Source organism: Candidatus Poriferisodalis sp. (assembly GCF_965208925.1).
GTDB lineage: Bacteria > Actinomycetota > Acidimicrobiia > Acidimicrobiales > Poriferisodalaceae > Poriferisodalis.
On the sequence record NZ_OZ242364.1, the window covers coordinates 3,246,910 to 3,263,501 of the forward strand.

Sequence of the window (16,592 nt, forward strand, 5' to 3'; positions counted from 1 at the left end):
CGGTGTGACATCGAAGTCCGGGAGCCTTCCCATCCCCAGGTTGAGCATCAATGTCACCCAGAATATATGCCGCTCCACGCTCCGTCGATTCGGACGGGCAGCTTGAGAACCAGGAGCAACAAAAACAAACATAAGTTCGCATGAATGTTCGCGACGAAGCAGCCGACAAGGCGAGAAGTGGCCTGGGGCACGTTCTCGTGCTGTCCCTGAAGCCGAGGTACGCCAGTGCAATCGTTTCGGGTGCGAAGACCATCGAACTGCGGCGGACACGCCCCCGCATTGCGACCCCCACGCTCGCATTGATCTACTCGACGAGACCGGTGATGTCACTCGTCGGGACGTGCCGTGTTGACTCAATCGAGTCGCAGTCGCTGCGAGACCTCTGGTGCCTGGCATCAAGCCGAGCTGGGATCTCAAGGCGCGAGTTTCACGAGTACTTCTCTGGTCTGAGCGAAGGCATCGCTCTGCACCTCAGCGATGCGCAACGCGCCGAAACGCCGGTCAGCCTGGCGCAACTTCGCCGACTGGTCGACGGCTTCCGACCGCCCCAGAGCTTTGGGTACCTGTCCGCAGACGACAGCGGCCGAATCCTCGCTGCGGCACCGTAGGCGATCAGGCTCCCCCATCAGCACAGGCCTGCATAAGCGCATAGCCCTTCTAATCGAGGACTCGAGTTCTCGTCAGTGACGGTCGCCTTGGCGGAGGGGCTGATGCCCTGCTATGCAACGGAGAGCGAATCGAGTCTCGCAATGCGGTTCCATGGGGCGGAGCCGTGGGGAATGGGGGGACGTGATGCCAGATTCGTTGGAGCCTGGTTCGTTGCAGATAGATCCGAGGGAGACCCGGGCCGCTCTGGACCAGGCCAGCCATGCACCAGGCGCGATCTATGCCAGCCCGGAAATCTTCCGTCGCGAGGTCGACGAGTACTTCAAGCGCGAATGGCTGTATGTCGGGCGTGTCGAAGAGCTGGCCGAACCGGGTGACTTCATGGCGCTGCGCTTGGTCGGCGAGCCCGTGCTGCTCTCACGCGATCGTGACGGGCAGCTGCACGCCAACTACAACATGTGCGTCCACCGTGGCGTCGAGGTCGCGTACGGAGCGGGCAACCTCAAAGCCTTCAGCTGCCCGTACCACGGCTGGGTGTACGGCCTCGACGGCCAGCTCAAGGGCGCCGCCTACATGGCCGAGTCCGAGGGATTCGACGTCGCCGATTGCGCCTTGACACCGCTGCGGCTCGACGTGTGGCGGGGCAACATCTTCATCAACTTCGATCCCGAAGCCGAACCGCTGGCCGACGCGATGGCGGTGATCGACGAGGAGTTCTCATTCCTCGGGTGGGAGAAGTGCCGTCTCGGCAACAAGCTCGAGATCGACCTCGCGTGCAACTGGAAGTTCGTGCACGAGAACCTGATGGACTTCTACCACGTGGGGGTGCTGCACGCGGGAAGCTTCGGCGCCAACTTCAAGTTCGAGCCCGACCACATCGACATCAAGCCCGGCGGCGGACTGTCGATCTTCTACGACGCCGGCCCGCCCACGCCGGGCGCCGAACCGCTGCTCGGCAAGATGCCGTGGATGGAGGACCGCCCGCACAGCTTTGCCTGCACCGCGTACAAGGCGCCCAACATGACGTTCTTCGGCCGCATCGACTGCATCCGGCCGATGATCGCCTGGCCGATCGACGAGGGCCACACCAAGGTGGTCATCTACCACCTGTTCCCCGAGGAGTTCTTCGAGCGGCCCGACTTCGACGAGACGCTGAAGATCTACTACGACTACCAGATCCTGGTGCTCGAAGAGGACCGGGTGATGATCGAGTCGATGCAGCAGGCGATGAGCTCCCCCGCCTACCGGCCGGGGCGGATGAGCACGCACGAGAAGGGCGTTCACAACTTCCTCAACGGCTACCTGGACCGTGTCCTCGACGGAGCCACCCCATGACCCCCACCGTCTCGAGCGCGGCGGACGTGCTGATGCGCGACTACATGGCGTTGGAGCCGGGCGAGACCGTCCTGATCACCGCCGACACCGACAGCGACGAGGTGGTCTGGCAGGCGGTACTGCGGGCGTCGCTGCTCGCCGGCGCCAATGCCTCGGTCCACCTGATCCCGCCGCTGCCGTATCAGGGACGCCTCGCCGATCCCTACGTGACTCCGGCGCTAGGGGCCGCAGCGCTGGCCGCAGATGTGTGGATCGACTTCACGTTCCCCTACCTCGCCGGTTCGGAACTGCACGATCACGCCATGGAGACCGACCGCATCCGCTACCTGCTGGGTGCCGACCTCAGCGCCGGGGGCCTGTTGCGACTGTTCGGGCGAGTCGATCTCGACCGCTACTTCGCGGTGCACCATGGGTTTGACGCGCTGGTGAACGATGCCGTCGGCAAGAGCGTGCGCATCACCGATGGCGCCGGCACCGACGTGAGCTTCGTTTTGGCGCAGCGCGGGTTCGAGAAACCTCGACGCGCCGACAAGCCGGGGACGGTCCTGATTCCGGGGCAATGCACGCTGTTCCCTGAAGTCGAATCCGTGAAGGGCCACATCGACGTCGGCGCCATGTTTCACGAGTACTACACCCGACTTCCGTCACCCATCACCCTCGAAATCGATGGCCGCATCAGGGCCATTTCCGGCGGAGGCAACGAGCGGACCGTCGCCGACCGGGCGCTGCGGCGGGCCGGCAAGGACGGCGAATACGGCTACGTCATCCACTTCACCCACGGCATCCATCCCACGGCCCGGGTCACCGGCGGCTCGTTCGTCGAGGACACGCGTGCGATTGGCAACAACGCGATCGGAATGGGCATGCCGTGGTGGGATCCCGGCGGCGGCGAGAACCATCCCGACGCCGTCTTGTTCATGCACACGATCGACATCGACGGTCAGCGTGTCGTCGAAGACGGCGCCATCGTGAGTCCTGAGCCGTTGGCGGCGCTCGCAGCCGATCTGCAACCCCTCGCCGGCTGAGCCGCCATGAAACCTGCGCCGTTCTCGTTCGTTGCTCCCGAGACGCTCGACGAGGTGGTCGCAGCCCTGGCCGCCCACGGCGAAGACGCCCGGATCCTCGCCGGCGGCCAGAGCCTCGTTCCCCTCATGAATCTTCGGCTGGCCCGACCCGAGGTGCTCGTGTCGATCAACCGCTGCGGTGAGCTCGACTACATCCGGCTCTCCGACGACCGCCTCGTCGTCGGTGCGCTCGTGCGTCAGATCGACGCCGAGACCAGCCCGCTGGTCCAAGCCGAGTGCCCGCTGCTGGCCAAGGCGCTGCGGCACGTCGGACTGCCCGCCACGCGCAACCGCGGCACCGTCTGCGGCAGCTTGGCCCACTGCGATCCGCTCGCCGAGCTGCCGGCCGTGGCGCTCGCGTTGGAGGCCGATCTGGTGCTGACCAGTGCCGCCGGCGAACGCCGGGTTGCGGCCCACGACTTCTTCGTTGCGGACATGACCACCTGCATCGAGCCAGGCGAGATCGTCTCGGCGGTCGCATTCGAACGCCAGGACCCGAGCGAGCGAAGCGCGCTGCTGGAGGTCTCGAACGGGGGCAACGTGTTCCCGGTGGGCGGGGTCGCATTGCGGTGGGCCAGCGCAGGCGGCACCTGCGCCATGGCACGCATCGCGGCGTTCGGCGTGGGGTCGGTGGCCCAGCGTCTGGTCGACGCCGAGGACGCGCTGGTCGGCACCGATCTGGGCCCCACCGCAATCGCAGCCTCCGTCGCAGCCGCCCGCAATGTCGTCAATCCGACCGGTGACATGCACGCCGACGCCGAGTACCGGCGACACCTCGTGGGCGTGCTGCTGGAGCGCGGCCTGCTGGAAGGGGAAGGTCCATGACGGGTGAACACGAGGTGACCGTCACCGTCAACGGGCGCAGCCGCCGATCCCGGGTGGAGCCCCGGCGGCTGCTGGTCGACTACCTGCGCCACGATCTCGGCCTGACCGGCACCCACATCGGCTGCGAGCAGGGGGTGTGCGGTGCGTGCACGGTGCTGCTCGATGGCCGCACTGCCCGCAGCTGCCTGCACTTCGCTGTGGCGGTCGACGGATCTGACATCCGCACCGTGGAAGATCTCGCGGGACTCGACGAGCTGCATCCGATCCAGGAGATGTTCCACCAGAAGCATGCGCTCCAGTGCGGGTTCTGCACGCCGGGATTCCTCCTCACAGCGGTCGAGCTGCTTGAGAGCAGTCCCGACCCCGACGAGGCCGCCATCCGGGAGGCGCTGATGAACAACGTCTGTCGTTGCACCGGCTACGCAAACATCGTGGACGCGATCACTGAGGCCGCGGTGGAGCTGCGACGGGGGCACCAGTGATGAGCAGCGACCTCCAAGGCGCTGTCGGGCAGAGCGTTTTGCGGCGAGAGGACGACTACCTCCTGCGGGGCCAGGGACGCTTCGTCGACGACCTGCCCACGCCGATCAACACGCTGCACCTGGCCTTCGTGCTCAGCCCCTACGCCCACGCCCGGATCGCCTCGATCGACGCGAGCGAGGCCCTTGCGCTCGACGGCGTGGTCGACGTGTTCACCGGTGCCGATCTCGCCGCCATGGTGAAGCCGATCGCCGCCCAGATCGAGCTGCCCGGCTACAGCCCCAACACCCGCGACGTGCTGGCGATCGACGAGGTGCGGTTCGCAGGCGAGGCGGTGGCCGTGGTGGTGGCCGAGAGCCAGTACATCGCCGAAGACGGCATGGAACTGGTCCAGGTCGACTACGAGCCGCTTCCTGTGGTCACCGACATTCACGAAGCCACCGATCCCGCCGCTCCGCAGGTCAATCCGACGGTGCCAGGCAACGTCTACTTCGAGGGCCGATTCGCGACCGAGAACGTGGACGCTGGTTTCGAAGCGGCGGCCCACGTCATCTCCGAGGAGTTCCACTCCAACCGTGTGACCGCCGTGCCGATCGAGCCCCGAGGCTGCCTCGCCGTGCCCGAACAGCCGGCCAATCTGGTCTTCTACTCCTCGACCCAGATCCACCACCTGCTGCGGACGGCGCTGGCCGAGTTCCTGGACGTCGCCGAGTCAACCCTGCGGGTCGTTGTTCCCGACGTCGGCGGCGGATTCGGCATCAAGGCGGCCCTCTACCCCGAGGAATTCGTCTGCGCTGCGCTCGCCCTGCGTCTGCGCCGGCCCGTCAAGTGGGTCCAGGACCGGTACGGCGCCCTGCTCACCGACGTCCACGCCCGTGACAACCACTATCGAGTGGAGGCCGCTGTCGATGATGACGGCATCGTCACGGCGCTGAGGGCCGAGATCCTCACCAACGGCGGCGCCTACTCGGCGGTGCCGTTCGGCTGCACGCTGGAGACCACCGGCGGCGCCCGCATGATCGTCGGGCCGTACCGCATCACCGAGTATGAGTACACGGCCACCGCCGTCGCCACCCATACCGCGCCGGTGCTGGCCTATCGGGGTGTCGCACAGCCGGTCTGCTTCATGGCGATCGAGGGCATGATGGACCGGATCGCCCGCCGGCTCGAGCTCGACCCTGCCGAGGTTCGGTTGAGGAACATGGTGCCCACCGCGGAACTTCCGTGGAACAACGTCGTCGGCGTCCGCTACGACACAGGCAGCTTCGTCGAGTCGCTCGAGATGGCGATGGAGATGGCGGGATATGACGAGTTTCGCTCCCGCCAGGCGGCGGGACGGCTAATCGACGGCAAGTACCGAGGCATCGGCATCTGCAGCTTCACCGAGGTGAGCGGGACGGGCGCCCCCGGCTGGCGTGCCCGCGGACTGAGCCGCCTGCCCGGCTTCGACAGCGGAACGGTGAAGGTCGAGCCCACCGGCAAGGTGACCGCCTTCGTGAGCCACGCGCATTCAGGGCAAGGCCACTTCACGACCTTCGCTCAGGTCGTCGCCGACGAGCTCGGGGCTCGCTTGGAGGACGTGACGGTCGTCGAGGGCGACACCGCGGCGGGGCCCTACGGCACCAACACCTTCGCCAGCCGCAGCGCAGTCACCGGCGGCGGGGCGCTGATACGGGCGTCGGAGAAAGCCCGGCTGAAGCTGGCACGGATCGCCGCATACATGCTCGAGTCCACCCCCGAAGACATCGTGGTCTCCGACGGCCAGATGCATGTCGCCGGCGTGCCGAGCCGGGCGCTCTCGTTTGCGGAGGTCGCCGAGACGGCGTATGCGATGAACACCGTCGACCTGCCCGAAGGCGAGAGCTTCGGCATCGAGGAGACCGACTTCTACGACCCGCCGCTGGTCACCATGGCGAACGCCACCCACATCGCACAGGTGGCGGTCGATGCGGCAGACGGGACGGTCGACATCGAGGGCTACGTCGTCGTTCACGACTGCGGCCGTGTCATCAACCCGATGATCGTCGACGGCCAGGTGATGGGCGGCGTGGCCCAAGGCATCGGCGAGGCACTCATGGAGGAGTTCGTGTACGACTCCGACGGCCAGGTCCGCACGGCAACGCTGATGGACTACTTGCTGCCCAGCTCGGTAGACGTTCCCAACTTCCAGATCGCCCACATCGAGTCGCCGTCGATCGACACCGTCGGCGGGTTCAAAGGCGTAGGAGAAGGCGGTCTGATCGGAGCAGTGCCCTCGATCGTCAACGCAGTCGCCGACGCCCTGGCCGACCTCGACGTCAACGTCAACACCAAACCGCTGCGGCCCGCGCTGCTGTCTCGTCTCATCCGAGAAGCCGGCGGCTGACGCCGCCTCGGCTAGAGGCCGAGCGCGACAGCGGCGCGCTCGGTCTGGGTGTCGGTGTCGCCGTGGCTCAGGCAGAACGCCCTGGCGCGCCTGGTGTAGAGCTGCAGGTCGTATTCGGTCGTGTAGCCGATCGCCCCGTGAACGGTGTGGGCGGCATGGACCATGTCGACGATCACCTCGTTCGCGAAGACCTTGGTCCCGGCGACCTCGAGGGTCGCGTCGTGCCCTTGGTCGAGCATCCAGGCGGACTCTGCGACGAGGAGCCGGCAGGCGTCGGTGTTGATGCGCATGTCGGCCAACCGGTGGGATACCGCCTGGTAGCTGCCGATCACCTTTCCGAACTGCTGACGGCTCGATGCGTGCTCCGACGCGAGCCGGATCATCCCTTCGCAGCAGCCGACCGCTTCAGCGGTGGCGAGGACGGTGGCTGCGTCCAATCCGGCGTCGATGGCCCGCTCCGCGGCGCGGCCGCGAGCCAGGACACCGCCGGCGAACACGGGAACGTTGTAGAACTCGACGTGGAATAGCGGGTCTCCACCCGTGGCGCGATGGCGAGTCCACTCGACGCCTGCGGCGTCGCGGTCGACAGCGACGACCGCTGATTCGCCGTCTGGTGTCGTCAGCGACACGAGCAGCGCCTGCGCCGCCGACGCGTACGGCACCATCGCCTTTGCGCCGAAGATCGTGGCACCAGCGCCTGTCTCGGTCAGGACGGTCGACGAGGCGGATCGTTCGTCGCGCCCGGCCGCGTCGAGAAGTGCGGGCGTGATCACTGCGCCGCTAGTCGCGAGCGTGCTCAACATGTCGCGGGTCACCGCCGTCGGCTCGACGGCTCCGAGGAAGGTCGCCGCGAAGCCAGCCGTGGCGACGAGGGGCGTCGATGCGGCAGCCCGTCCGAGCTCCTCGGCCAGAACGCACAGGTCGGCGAGTCCGGCACCGCCTCCGCCGATGTCGCTGGGCAGCGCAAGCGCGGTCCAGCCGAGCTCGGCCATCTGAGCCCAGATCTCAGAGTTGACGCCGTCGCTACTCGCCTCGACCTCTCGCACCGTGTCGGCATCGAGCGAGTCGGCCAGAAAGCGCCGCGCGCCGTCTCGGATCATCTCTTGCGTGTCGTTGAGCATGAGGTCCATGGCGGTCGCTCCTATCGGGGGAGGCCGAGGCCGCGCTGGCTGATGATGTTCCGCTGGATCTCGTTCGTGCCCATGGCGATCGGCTGCGGGATGCTGTGGACCCAGTGATCGTTCATGAGCCCGTCGAGCGGGGCGAGGCCGTCACCGGTGCGGAGCTGTCCCCTGGCGCCCACGATGTCGAGACCGATGTTGCCGATCAGGATGTTGAGCTCAGACGAGAAGACCTTGCTCACTGCGGGGTCGACGACGTTGGCGTCGCCCGCCGCCATGGCCGACACGACCCGGTAGCACAACAGCCTCGCGGCTCGGTAGCGGGCCTGAAGTCGCACCAACCCAGCCCGCACCAACGGCCGCATGGCCAGCGGTTGGCCGTTCTCGTCCCTCGTGGTGGTCGCGTATTCGATCAGCGCGTCGAGCAGCACCTTCACCCGCGCGTGGAGCGCAGCCCCGACCCGCTCATGGGCCAGCGTCGACATCGCGACCCGCCAGCCGTCGCCTCGCGGACCCAGCAGGCAGTCATAGGGCACCTCGACGTCGTCGAAGAAAACCTCGTTGAACTCCTGGGGGCCGCCCATCGAGTCGATCGGCCGGACCGTGATCCCCGGAGTGTTCATGTCGACCAGCAGCATCGACAAGCCCTGGTGCTTCCGCTCGCCCGGATCGGTCCGGCACAACAACAAGCACCAGTCCGCGGCAGTCGCGTAGCTGGTCCAGATCTTCTGACCGTTCACCAGGAAACACCCGTCAGCGTCGGTCGCCCTCGTGGACAGCGCTGCGAGATCGGAGCCGGCCTCTGGCTCGGAGAATCCCTGACACCACATGACCTCGCCCGCGGCCATCGGCCTCAGGAACCGCTCCTGCTGGTCGGCGGTCCCGAACTCCATGAGCATCGGGCCGATGTAGTTGAGGCTCATGTACTGCGGGCCGCGGGGCTCACCGGCCGCCCACATCTCCTCGCGCACCACCATCTGACTCCACACGTCGGCGTCCACGCCACCGTGTTCGACCGGCCACGACATCGTCAGCCAATCCCGCTCCGCCAGCTTCATGCAGAACTCTCGGGTGAACGGATAGATGCGGTCGTCGTCGTGAAACAGTCCGTTCCACCAGTCAGGCAGCTCTGCATCCATGAACGCGCGCAGCTCTTCTCGAAACTGCTCGGCTTCGGCCGGGAATTCGAACTCCATCGGCTGCCTCCTCCGTGCAGTCTCGCTGCAGCTAGAAGGTGTCGTAGTACTCGCGTTGTTCCCAGTCGGTCACGGCCGCACCGAATCGTGACCACTCGGACCGCTTGAGGGTGACGAGGTAGTCGACGATCTCGTCGCCGAGCGCGTTGCGGTAGAAGGCGCTTTGGTCGAACGCGTCGATGGCCTCGCCGAGGGTACGCGGCAGCAGCGGCCCGGCCTCGGCCTCGTAGGGCGTCTCGCTGGGGGGCGGCGCCTCGAACTTCGCTTCGATGCCGTCGAGCCCCGAGAGGATCTGGGAGGCGAGGTAGAGGTAGGGGTTCGCCGCGGGGTCGCCGGCGCGGTTCTCGATCCTGGTCGCGGAACCCGGGGGCTCGTCGATGACTCGCAGCATGGCGCCGCGGTGCTGGCGGCTCCACACGATCCGGTCGGGGGCGATGCTGTGGGGCCGGTAGCGCTTGTAGCCGGTGACGGTCGGCGTGGTGAGCAGGCAGGACTCGGCAGCGTGGTCGAGGAGCCCGGCGAGGTAGTGCCGCGCCGTCGCCGAGAGCGTCTCGCCGGGGACCGTGGGCGCGAACCGGTTGCGGCCGTCGTCGATGCCGATGAGCGACTGATGGAGGTGCCAGCCGCTCGGGAAGGCGTCGCCAAGCGCCGGCCTGGCCATGAACGTCGCATGCAGGCCGTGCCGCCTCGCGATCTGCTTGACGGCGGCGCGGATCAGGACCGCCTGATCTGCCAGTTCGATGCCGTCGGCGGGAGGGAAGGTGAGCTCGACCTGGCTGGGTCCGTGCTCGACCTCGATGGTTCTCGGCGGCAGGCCCAACGCCGTGAGGTTGCGCTGGATCGGCTCGAGCAGCGGTTCGACCTGATCGGAGAAGTTCTCAGCCAACAGGTCCCAGCCCCGGTGGGTGAGCTGGTGGTCTCCGGAGGACTCGTCGACGCGGTAGAGATGGAACTCCATCTCGAGGCCGGCCCGGAGCCGTAGCCCGCGATCGGCCAACCGCTGGTGCGCCTGGGCGCAGATTCGACGCGTCGACAGCTCGATCAGAGCACCCTCGACGCTGTACAGGTCGCTCAGCAGCCACCCGGTCCCGTCGAGCCACGGCAGCACGCGGAACGTGGTGGGGTCCGGCACCATGACCATGTCGCGCGCCCCCATGACCGAGGCAAGCGTCGGGCCGCCGTCAGGCTCCCAGATCTTGAACGCGTAGTGCTGGCCGGTGTCCTTGGTGAGCAACGAACCCGGGAACGAGACGCCGTTGCGCAGCGCGTCGGGAATCTGCGCCGCGTCGAGCACCTTGCCGTGCAACCGCCCGTGCTGGTCGGCGAACGAGACCCGAACGCTTCGCAGCCCCTTGTCGCGGACCTGGTCCTCGACTGCCGCCGCGGCGTCGGCCCAGTCCGCGTCCCAGCGGTCTTCGGGCTTCGAGGTGTCAGGCATCGGTCAGTCCGCCAGCGCGGGAGCCCAGCCGGAGGCCTCGCGTCGCTTGGTCTCGAGGTCGCGCCACGCAGTATCGAAGTCGTCGCCGGTGGTGACGCCGTCGATGGCGCCGGGACCGCGGAGCACCCCAGGGTCGGCCGCGCCGATGAGCGTGTCCGCGTCAGGCTGGCGCAGAGCGGCCAAGAACATGCGGCGATGGGTGCGGATGCCGGCGTCGCTCGGGCTGAGGTGCTCGGTCGTACGGTCGAAGATCGGGCCGGGCGACTCGACCGCCCACTGGTCGTGGACATTGATGTCGGCGCCCATGCCGGTGTAGGTCCGCTCGCGCTGCTCGACCGGATCGAACCCCCAGTTGTTCGATCTGTCGGCGATCGGGCGGTAGTCCGGCAGGGTGACCTGGCTGATGCGCTGGGCTCGCATCACCTCGGCGTCGACGGGTTCGCCGTAGCTGACGAACATCGAGTACCAGTAGCAGCGGTGGTCGTCGATGGGCACGTGCCACTGGAAGATGCTCATCTCCCGGCTCATCGCGATCGTGATCGCATTGGGGAAGATGCAGTTCGAGATCCGGACATGGGTGAACTCGTCCCGGTACCGGCGCAGCGTCCGGAACCGGAAGCCGAACGGGGTGGTCTCGATGGTGATATCGGGCGCGGAGGCCTCCCGCATCAGCTCGGCGACGGTCACGTCGGTGGCCGCGATGGTGTCGCGGAACTGCAGCCCGTAGGTGCCGTCCTCCGCGCCGAGGAAGCGATGCAAGAACGCCGCATGCGCCGGGTCTATCCCGACCTCGTGAGCCTGCAGCCAGTTGCACCCCCACATGCCCTTGAACGCGAACACCTGCGGGCCCGGCGCCACGAAACAGTCCAACCCGGGAAGCACCGGCGGATCGCCCTCGCCCAGGTATGCCCACACGATGCCATTGCGCTCGGTGACCGGGTAGTGGACCTGGCACACCCTGGTGTGGAACGTCGAGGTCGGCGGCTCTGCCGGTGTCTCGAGACACGCACCGTTCACATCGAAGAGCCACCCATGAAACGGGCAGCGCAGTCCGCCGTCCTCCACCCGGCCATAGGACAGGTCAACGCCGCGGTGAGGGCAACGGCGCCCGATCATGCCCAGCCGGCCCTGGTCGTCGCGGAACAGCACGAGGTCCTCGCCCAACAGGCGAACCGGGACCACCGGCCGGTCACTGTCGAGTTCCTCGGCGAGCGCCGCCGGCTGCCAGTACCGGCGAAGCACGTCACCGCCCGGCGTCCCCGGCCCGCTCTCGGTCAAGAGTCGGTTCTCATCGGCACTGACCATGCGAGCCTCCCCCCGGTCGTGCAATGCGAGGACTCACCGTCGTCTAGCAGGCGATGCTAGAGGTGAGTCTGGACCCGAGTAGTAGTTTCGGCGACGAACCAGACCGACCAGCCACGGCAGGCCAAGAAAGGGACGCGATGCCGAAGCACCTGACCGACGCCCAGGTTGACCACTACCGCGACCGGGGCTACATCGCGCCGCTCGATCTTCTGACCGCCAGCGAGGCGGTCGAGGCGCGGGCGAAGCTCGAGGCCTACGAGGCCGAAAGCGGCGGCCCGCTCGGCGGCGCTCAGCGTGCCGGCGGTCATCTGCTGTGGCCGTGGATCGATGAGCTCATGCGCCACGAGACCTTGCTCGACGCGGTCGAGGATCTGATCGGCCCGGACATCCTGTGCTGGAACTCGATCTTCTGGATCAAGGAGGCGAATTCGCCTAGCTACGTCGGCTGGCACCAGGACCTCGAGTACTGGGGACTCGACAACGGCGAACTCGTCAGCGCGTGGATCGCACTCTCACCTGCCTCCGAGGCAGCCGGTGCGATGTCGGTGCTCCCCGGAAGCCACCGGGAACTCCTCTCCCACGACGAGACCTACCACGCGGACAACATGCTGACGCGGGGCCAGGAGCTCAAGATCGACGTCTCCGAGCGAGAGGTCGCCTCGATGGCACTCGAGCCGGGCCAGATGTCCATGCACAACGTGCGGCTCGCACACGGATCGGGACCGAACACGACCGACGACCGTCGCATCGGCATCTCGCTGCAGTACATGCCGACCCGGACCAAACAGCTCCTCGTCGACTGGGACTTCGCCACCCTTGTCCGCGGGACCGACAGCTACGGAAACTTCGAGCTGACCCCGCGACCACAGAGTGACTTCGATCCGGTCGCCGTCGAGTTCCACCAGCGAGCCGGCGTGGCACTCCGCGAACTCCTCTACCAGGGTGCCGAGCGTCCGCCCGAACGAGCCCCGACGCTGTAGCTGCGCACTGATAGGCGTCAACCCACCAGGCTGTCGATCTCGGGCTTCGTCTCGACGAGGATGCGAAGGTGGTCCTCCAAGGTCATGTCGGGGTTCTCGAACCGGTTGACCCCGACCGAGAAGTCGGCGCACCCGCAGCGAAGGGCCGTCTCGGTCTCGGCCTGCCATCCCGGGCCGAAGTAGACCCTCGCGAAGACGGGCAGGGAATCGGGGTCTCGGCCCTGGCTCTCGCAGATCTCCCGCATACGCCGCACCCCTTCGGCCAGGGTGCCCCGATCAATGCCCGGGAGAGCGAGCGGCATCCAGCCATCCGCGACGCGCGCAACTCGTCGCATCGCTGCATCAGCTATGCGGGTCCCCATCATCACGGGGATCGGCCGCTCGGGAAGCGGGTTGATCCCGACCCGGTCCAACTGGTGGAAGCGCCCGTCAAAGGTGACGATCCGCTCGGTCCACAGCTTGCGCATGACCTCGATCTGCTCTTCGAGCACCGCCGTGCGATGGTCGAAGTCGGCACCGAGTGCCATGTACTCCGCAGCGTTCCAGCCGGCCCCCACCGCAAGCCGAAGGCGCCCCTCGCTGAGCAGGTCCATCGTCGCTACTTGCTTGGCAACGACGGGCGCCTGGCGTTGCGGCAGGACAACCACGCTCGTCACGAACTCCATGGTCGAGGTGACCGCGGCCAAGTGACTGAACAGAACGAGGATCTCGTGGAAGGTGTGCTCGCTGGTGTACGGGGGCTCGGGGAACCCGCCAAAGGGCCCCGCACCGAGCCGCTCCGGCGATGCGCCGAGCACGTGGTCGTAGGCCATCAGGTGCTCGTAGCCCGCCTCCTCGAGTTCGCGGGCGTACCGTCTGATCTTCGTCGGATCCGTGCCTGCGTCGGCTTGGGAAAGAATCGCACCGACTCTCATGGCGACCTGACTCCGGCTCGGTGTCGACGCTGACGCTCTGGCCGAGCGCTGATGGTGGGTGTCGGAGGGGGGACTTGAACCCCCACACCCTTTCGGGCACTAGATCCTTAATCTAGCGCGTCTGCCAATTCCGCCACTCCGACTGAGGCCCCCGAAACAGCCGTCTGCCCAGCCATTTCGGGGCGCATCAGCATAGCGCTGCCACCCCAATCGTCCGGTGGGAATCAGGCCTCGTCGATGGCGGTCGCGAGCGCGTCCAGGCGGGCCGGGTCGAGCTCGCCGCGCCACGACCACACGACGATGTCGACGCCGGCGTCGAAGAACTCCTGCGCCGTGGCCACTGCCCTGCCCGCCTCCCCCGGCTCAAGGCTCAGGTGGATGGATCGGTCGATCTCTGCCTCGTCGCGGCCGACACGCTCGCAGTGCGCCCGCAGCACCCCGTCGAGCTCCTGCCACGCTGCGACATCGTCCGGGAAGAGCATGTCCCACTGATCGGCGTACTTCGCCACGGTGCGCAGCGTCCGCACCCGGCCCGACCCGCCGATGACGATCGGGATGCGGTCCTGCACCGGCTTCGGCTCGCACCACGCGTCGGTCAGCTCGTAGAAGCGGCCCTTGTGCGTCGTCGTCTTGTTGGCCAGCAGGCTGACGATCACCTCCATGCCCTCCTCGAGGCGGTCCGAGCGGTCCCGCAGCGTGCCGAGGTCGATGCCGTAGGCATCGCTCTCCATGAAGTTCCAGCCAGCACCCATCCCCAGCTCGAAGCGGCCATTGGAGATGTGGTCCAGCGTGGCCGCCATGTTGGCGGTCACTGCCGGGTGACGGTGATGCATGCCGTTGACCATGGCACCGATGCGGACGCGCTCGGTCGCCTGGGCGAGCGCTGCCAGCATCGTCCAGCCCTCGAGGTTGGGACCGTCGTACGGCGGCGCCAGCGGGTAGAAGTGGTCCCAGTTCCACACCGACTCGATGACCTCCATCTCGTCGGCAAGCTGCCACAGGGAGAGGAACTCCGGCCAGGTGGCGTGGTGCGGCGGGGTCTTGATCGCGTGGCGTCCCATCGGGGCTCCTTCGTCGCAGGCGTCTCGAACGCTACGCGTCGTGTCTCGCCGGAGCGACGACGGCCAACAGGAGTCGGTTCTGTGGTGGACTCGCGGCGTCGGCCGGCATGCAAAGGAGCTCGCCGAAGTGATCGACCCACCGGAGCTGATCATCCGCAACGCCCGCCTGATCGACGGTACCGGCGGCCCGTCGGTCCGCGGTGACATCGCCGTCACCGACGACCGGATCGCCGGCCTCGGCGATCTCAGCCCCACCGAGGGAGCACTCGAGATCGACGCCGGCGGCAGAGCAGTGGCACCCGGGTTCATCGACGTGCACACCCACGACGACCGGGCGCTGCTGATCGACCCGCTGATGGAGCCCAAGGTCAGCCAAGGCGTGACGACGGTCGTCACCGGCAATTGCGGGGTCAGTCTGGCGCCGCTGCGTGCCAGCGGACGCCCGCCGACACCACTGGATCTCGTGTGTCCCGATGCCGAGGGTTTCTTCGGTGACTTCGGCGAGTACCTCGCTGCTCTGGACGCCGAGCCTGCGGCCGTCAATGCAACGTGCCTCGTCGGCCATGCCTCCTTGCGAGTGGAAGCCATGAACTCCCTGGACCGTCCAGCAACCCCAGCCGAGATCGCAGCCATGCGCCAGCGCTTGGACCAGGCGATGGAGGCCGGCGCCATCGGCCTGTCAACGGGACTGTTCTATGCCCCGGCGGCTGCCGCTCCGACCGCGGAGATCATCGAGCTGGCGAAGGCCGTCCAACTCGCCGGCGGCATCCACACGACTCACATGCGCGATGAAGGCGACTACGTCAGCGAGTCATTGGAGGAGACGTTCACCATCGGCCGCGAGGCCAGCATTCCGGTGGTGATCTCGCACCACAAGTGCGCCGGGCAGGCCAACTTCGGGCGCTCGACAGACACGCTGGCGCAGATCGAGCGGGCCCGGCAGCACCAGCCAGTGAGCCTCGACGCCTACCCCTACGTCGCCAGCTCCACCACGTTGGCCTCAGCCAGGCATCTCGGCGCCAGCAGAGTGCTGGTGACGTGGTCTGAGGCGTGGCCAGAAGCGGCCGGCATGGATCTCACGGATATCGCAGCCGAGATGGGTCTCGACCTCGAGGCAACCGTCGAAGCGTTGATGCCCGCCGGCGGGATCTTCTTCATGATGGACGAGGCGGACGTGCGCCGGATCCTGGCCTACCCCGGCACGATGATCGGCTCGGACGGCCTGCCGCATGACGAGTTCCCGCATCCGCGCCTGTGGGGAACGTTCCCGAGAGTGCTCGGGCACTATGCGCGCGAGGTTGGGCTCTTCTCGCTGGAAGACGCAGTGCACAAGATGACGGGCCTTCCGGCCCGGAACTTCGGCTTGGCCGACCGGGGCGTGCTCCAAGTCGGTGCGATGGCTGATCTGGTGCTGTTCAACCCTGAGACCGTGATCGATACCGCAACCTTCGAGCGGCCGGCTCAGCCGGCGAACGGCATCGAACTCGTCATGGTCAATGGCAGGACGGTCTGGCGTGACGGCGCCAGCACCGGCGCACGGCCCGGTCGGGCCATCAGGCGCTCCTGAGAGATCTGGGATCAGGCGAGCAGCAAGCCCGTCGCCGTCAAGCGAGCAACAAGCCCGGGCCGTCAGGCGAGCAGCAAACCCAGGATCAGCGTGGTGAAGCCGAACGAGACGGCCACCACCACCGTGATGCGGCTGAGGTTCTTCTCGGCGACGGTCGAGCCCGCAGCAGTGGATCCCACCGTGCCGCCGAACATGTCAGATACCCCGCCGCCACGGCCGCTGTGCAGCAGCACGAGACCGATCAGTCCGAAGGCCGACAGCAGGTGTATCGCTCCGACGATCCACACCATCACGGGGCTTGAGGCTACCGGCACCCGGCTCAGCCCCCGAGTGCG

Annotated in this window: 15 protein-coding genes and 1 tRNA gene; 8 read left to right on the forward strand and 8 right to left on the reverse strand. The window is 67.2% G+C overall.

Features of this window, described 5'->3' with window-relative positions; translation table 11 throughout:
- The first annotated feature begins 140 nt into the window (after positions 1-140).
- The 6 genes from ACOGI5_RS14310 (at position 141) to ACOGI5_RS14335 (ending at position 6,675) form a co-directional block, all read left to right on the forward strand.
- The gene (locus tag ACOGI5_RS14310) at positions 141-608 is read left to right on the forward strand and encodes an ASCH domain-containing protein (protein ID WP_419865083.1); all 468 of its coding nucleotides are present in this window, start codon (positions 141-143) and stop codon (positions 606-608) included.
- Between the two features lie 184 nt (positions 609-792).
- On the forward strand, positions 793-1,941 hold the full coding sequence (locus tag ACOGI5_RS14315) for an aromatic ring-hydroxylating oxygenase subunit alpha (RefSeq protein ID WP_419865084.1): 1,149 nt from the start codon (positions 793-795) through the stop codon (positions 1,939-1,941).
- A complete protein-coding gene (locus ACOGI5_RS14320; protein WP_419865085.1) occupies positions 1,938-2,966 on the forward strand; it encodes a hypothetical protein in 1,029 nt (342 codons plus the stop codon). The genes ACOGI5_RS14315 and ACOGI5_RS14320 overlap by 4 nt, the downstream gene beginning before the upstream one ends.
- 6 nt (positions 2,967-2,972) lie before the next feature.
- On the forward strand, positions 2,973-3,830 hold the full coding sequence (locus tag ACOGI5_RS14325) for an FAD binding domain-containing protein (protein ID WP_419865086.1): 858 nt from the start codon (positions 2,973-2,975) through the stop codon (positions 3,828-3,830).
- The gene (locus ACOGI5_RS14330; RefSeq protein ID WP_419865087.1) at positions 3,827-4,312 is read left to right on the forward strand and encodes a (2Fe-2S)-binding protein; all 486 of its coding nucleotides are present in this window, start codon (positions 3,827-3,829) and stop codon (positions 4,310-4,312) included. Before ACOGI5_RS14325 ends, ACOGI5_RS14330 begins: the two co-directional genes overlap by 4 nt.
- Positions 4,312-6,675: a xanthine dehydrogenase family protein molybdopterin-binding subunit gene (locus tag ACOGI5_RS14335; RefSeq protein ID WP_419865088.1), complete on the forward strand. Its 2,364-nt coding sequence runs from the start codon at positions 4,312-4,314 to the stop codon at positions 6,673-6,675. The genes ACOGI5_RS14330 and ACOGI5_RS14335 overlap by 1 nt, the downstream gene beginning before the upstream one ends.
- 11 nt (positions 6,676-6,686) lie before the next feature.
- Here the strand turns inward: ACOGI5_RS14335 and ACOGI5_RS14340 are convergent, their stop codons facing one another.
- Genes ACOGI5_RS14340 through ACOGI5_RS14355 form a run of 4 tightly spaced genes read right to left on the reverse strand, consistent with a single transcriptional unit; the run spans position 6,687 to position 11,735 of the window.
- Positions 6,687-7,805 (reverse strand): acyl-CoA dehydrogenase family protein, encoded by a 1,119-nt coding sequence (locus tag ACOGI5_RS14340; protein ID WP_419865089.1) that lies wholly within the window; start codon positions 7,803-7,805, stop codon positions 6,687-6,689.
- An 11-nt stretch (positions 7,806-7,816) separates the two neighbouring features.
- Positions 7,817-8,992: an acyl-CoA dehydrogenase family protein gene (locus ACOGI5_RS14345; RefSeq protein WP_419865090.1), complete on the reverse strand. Its 1,176-nt coding sequence runs from the start codon at positions 8,990-8,992 to the stop codon at positions 7,817-7,819.
- 31 nt (positions 8,993-9,023) lie between these two features.
- Positions 9,024-10,430, reverse strand: a complete 1,407-nt coding sequence (locus ACOGI5_RS14350) for a glutamine synthetase family protein (RefSeq protein WP_419865091.1) — start codon at positions 10,428-10,430, stop codon at positions 9,024-9,026.
- Positions 10,431-10,433: 3 nt separating this feature from the next.
- Entirely contained in the window at positions 10,434-11,735 is a 1,302-nt protein-coding gene (locus ACOGI5_RS14355; RefSeq protein WP_419865092.1) for a Rieske 2Fe-2S domain-containing protein, read from the reverse strand.
- Between the two features lie 137 nt (positions 11,736-11,872).
- Between ACOGI5_RS14355 and ACOGI5_RS14360 the strand changes: the two genes are divergently transcribed.
- Complete coding sequence (locus tag ACOGI5_RS14360; RefSeq protein WP_419865093.1) at positions 11,873-12,715, forward strand: phytanoyl-CoA dioxygenase family protein; 843 nt, start codon at positions 11,873-11,875, stop codon at positions 12,713-12,715.
- 17 nt (positions 12,716-12,732) lie between these two features.
- Here the strand turns inward: ACOGI5_RS14360 and ACOGI5_RS14365 are convergent, their stop codons facing one another.
- From ACOGI5_RS14365 to ACOGI5_RS14375, 3 genes are all read right to left on the reverse strand, one after another.
- Positions 12,733-13,629 carry an LLM class F420-dependent oxidoreductase gene (locus ACOGI5_RS14365; protein ID WP_419865094.1) on the reverse strand — a complete coding sequence of 299 codons (897 nt, stop codon included), beginning with the start codon at positions 13,627-13,629 and terminating at the stop codon, positions 12,733-12,735.
- Between the two features lie 59 nt (positions 13,630-13,688).
- Positions 13,689-13,772: transfer RNA gene (locus ACOGI5_RS14370), tRNA-Leu, on the reverse strand.
- A gap of 81 nt (positions 13,773-13,853) precedes the next feature.
- Positions 13,854-14,690: a TIGR03560 family F420-dependent LLM class oxidoreductase gene (locus ACOGI5_RS14375; protein ID WP_419865095.1), complete on the reverse strand. Its 837-nt coding sequence runs from the start codon at positions 14,688-14,690 to the stop codon at positions 13,854-13,856.
- Positions 14,691-14,817: 127 nt separating this feature from the next.
- Here ACOGI5_RS14375 and ACOGI5_RS14380 point away from each other — a divergent pair, with 127 nt between their 5' ends.
- A complete protein-coding gene (locus tag ACOGI5_RS14380; protein WP_419865096.1) occupies positions 14,818-16,257 on the forward strand; it encodes an N-acyl-D-amino-acid deacylase family protein in 1,440 nt (479 codons plus the stop codon).
- A gap of 62 nt (positions 16,258-16,319) precedes the next feature.
- Here the strand turns inward: ACOGI5_RS14380 and secG are convergent, their stop codons facing one another.
- A complete protein-coding gene (gene secG / locus ACOGI5_RS14385) occupies positions 16,320-16,547 on the reverse strand; it encodes a preprotein translocase subunit SecG (RefSeq protein ID WP_419865496.1) in 228 nt (75 codons plus the stop codon).
- Between the last annotated feature and the right edge of the window lie 45 nt (positions 16,548-16,592).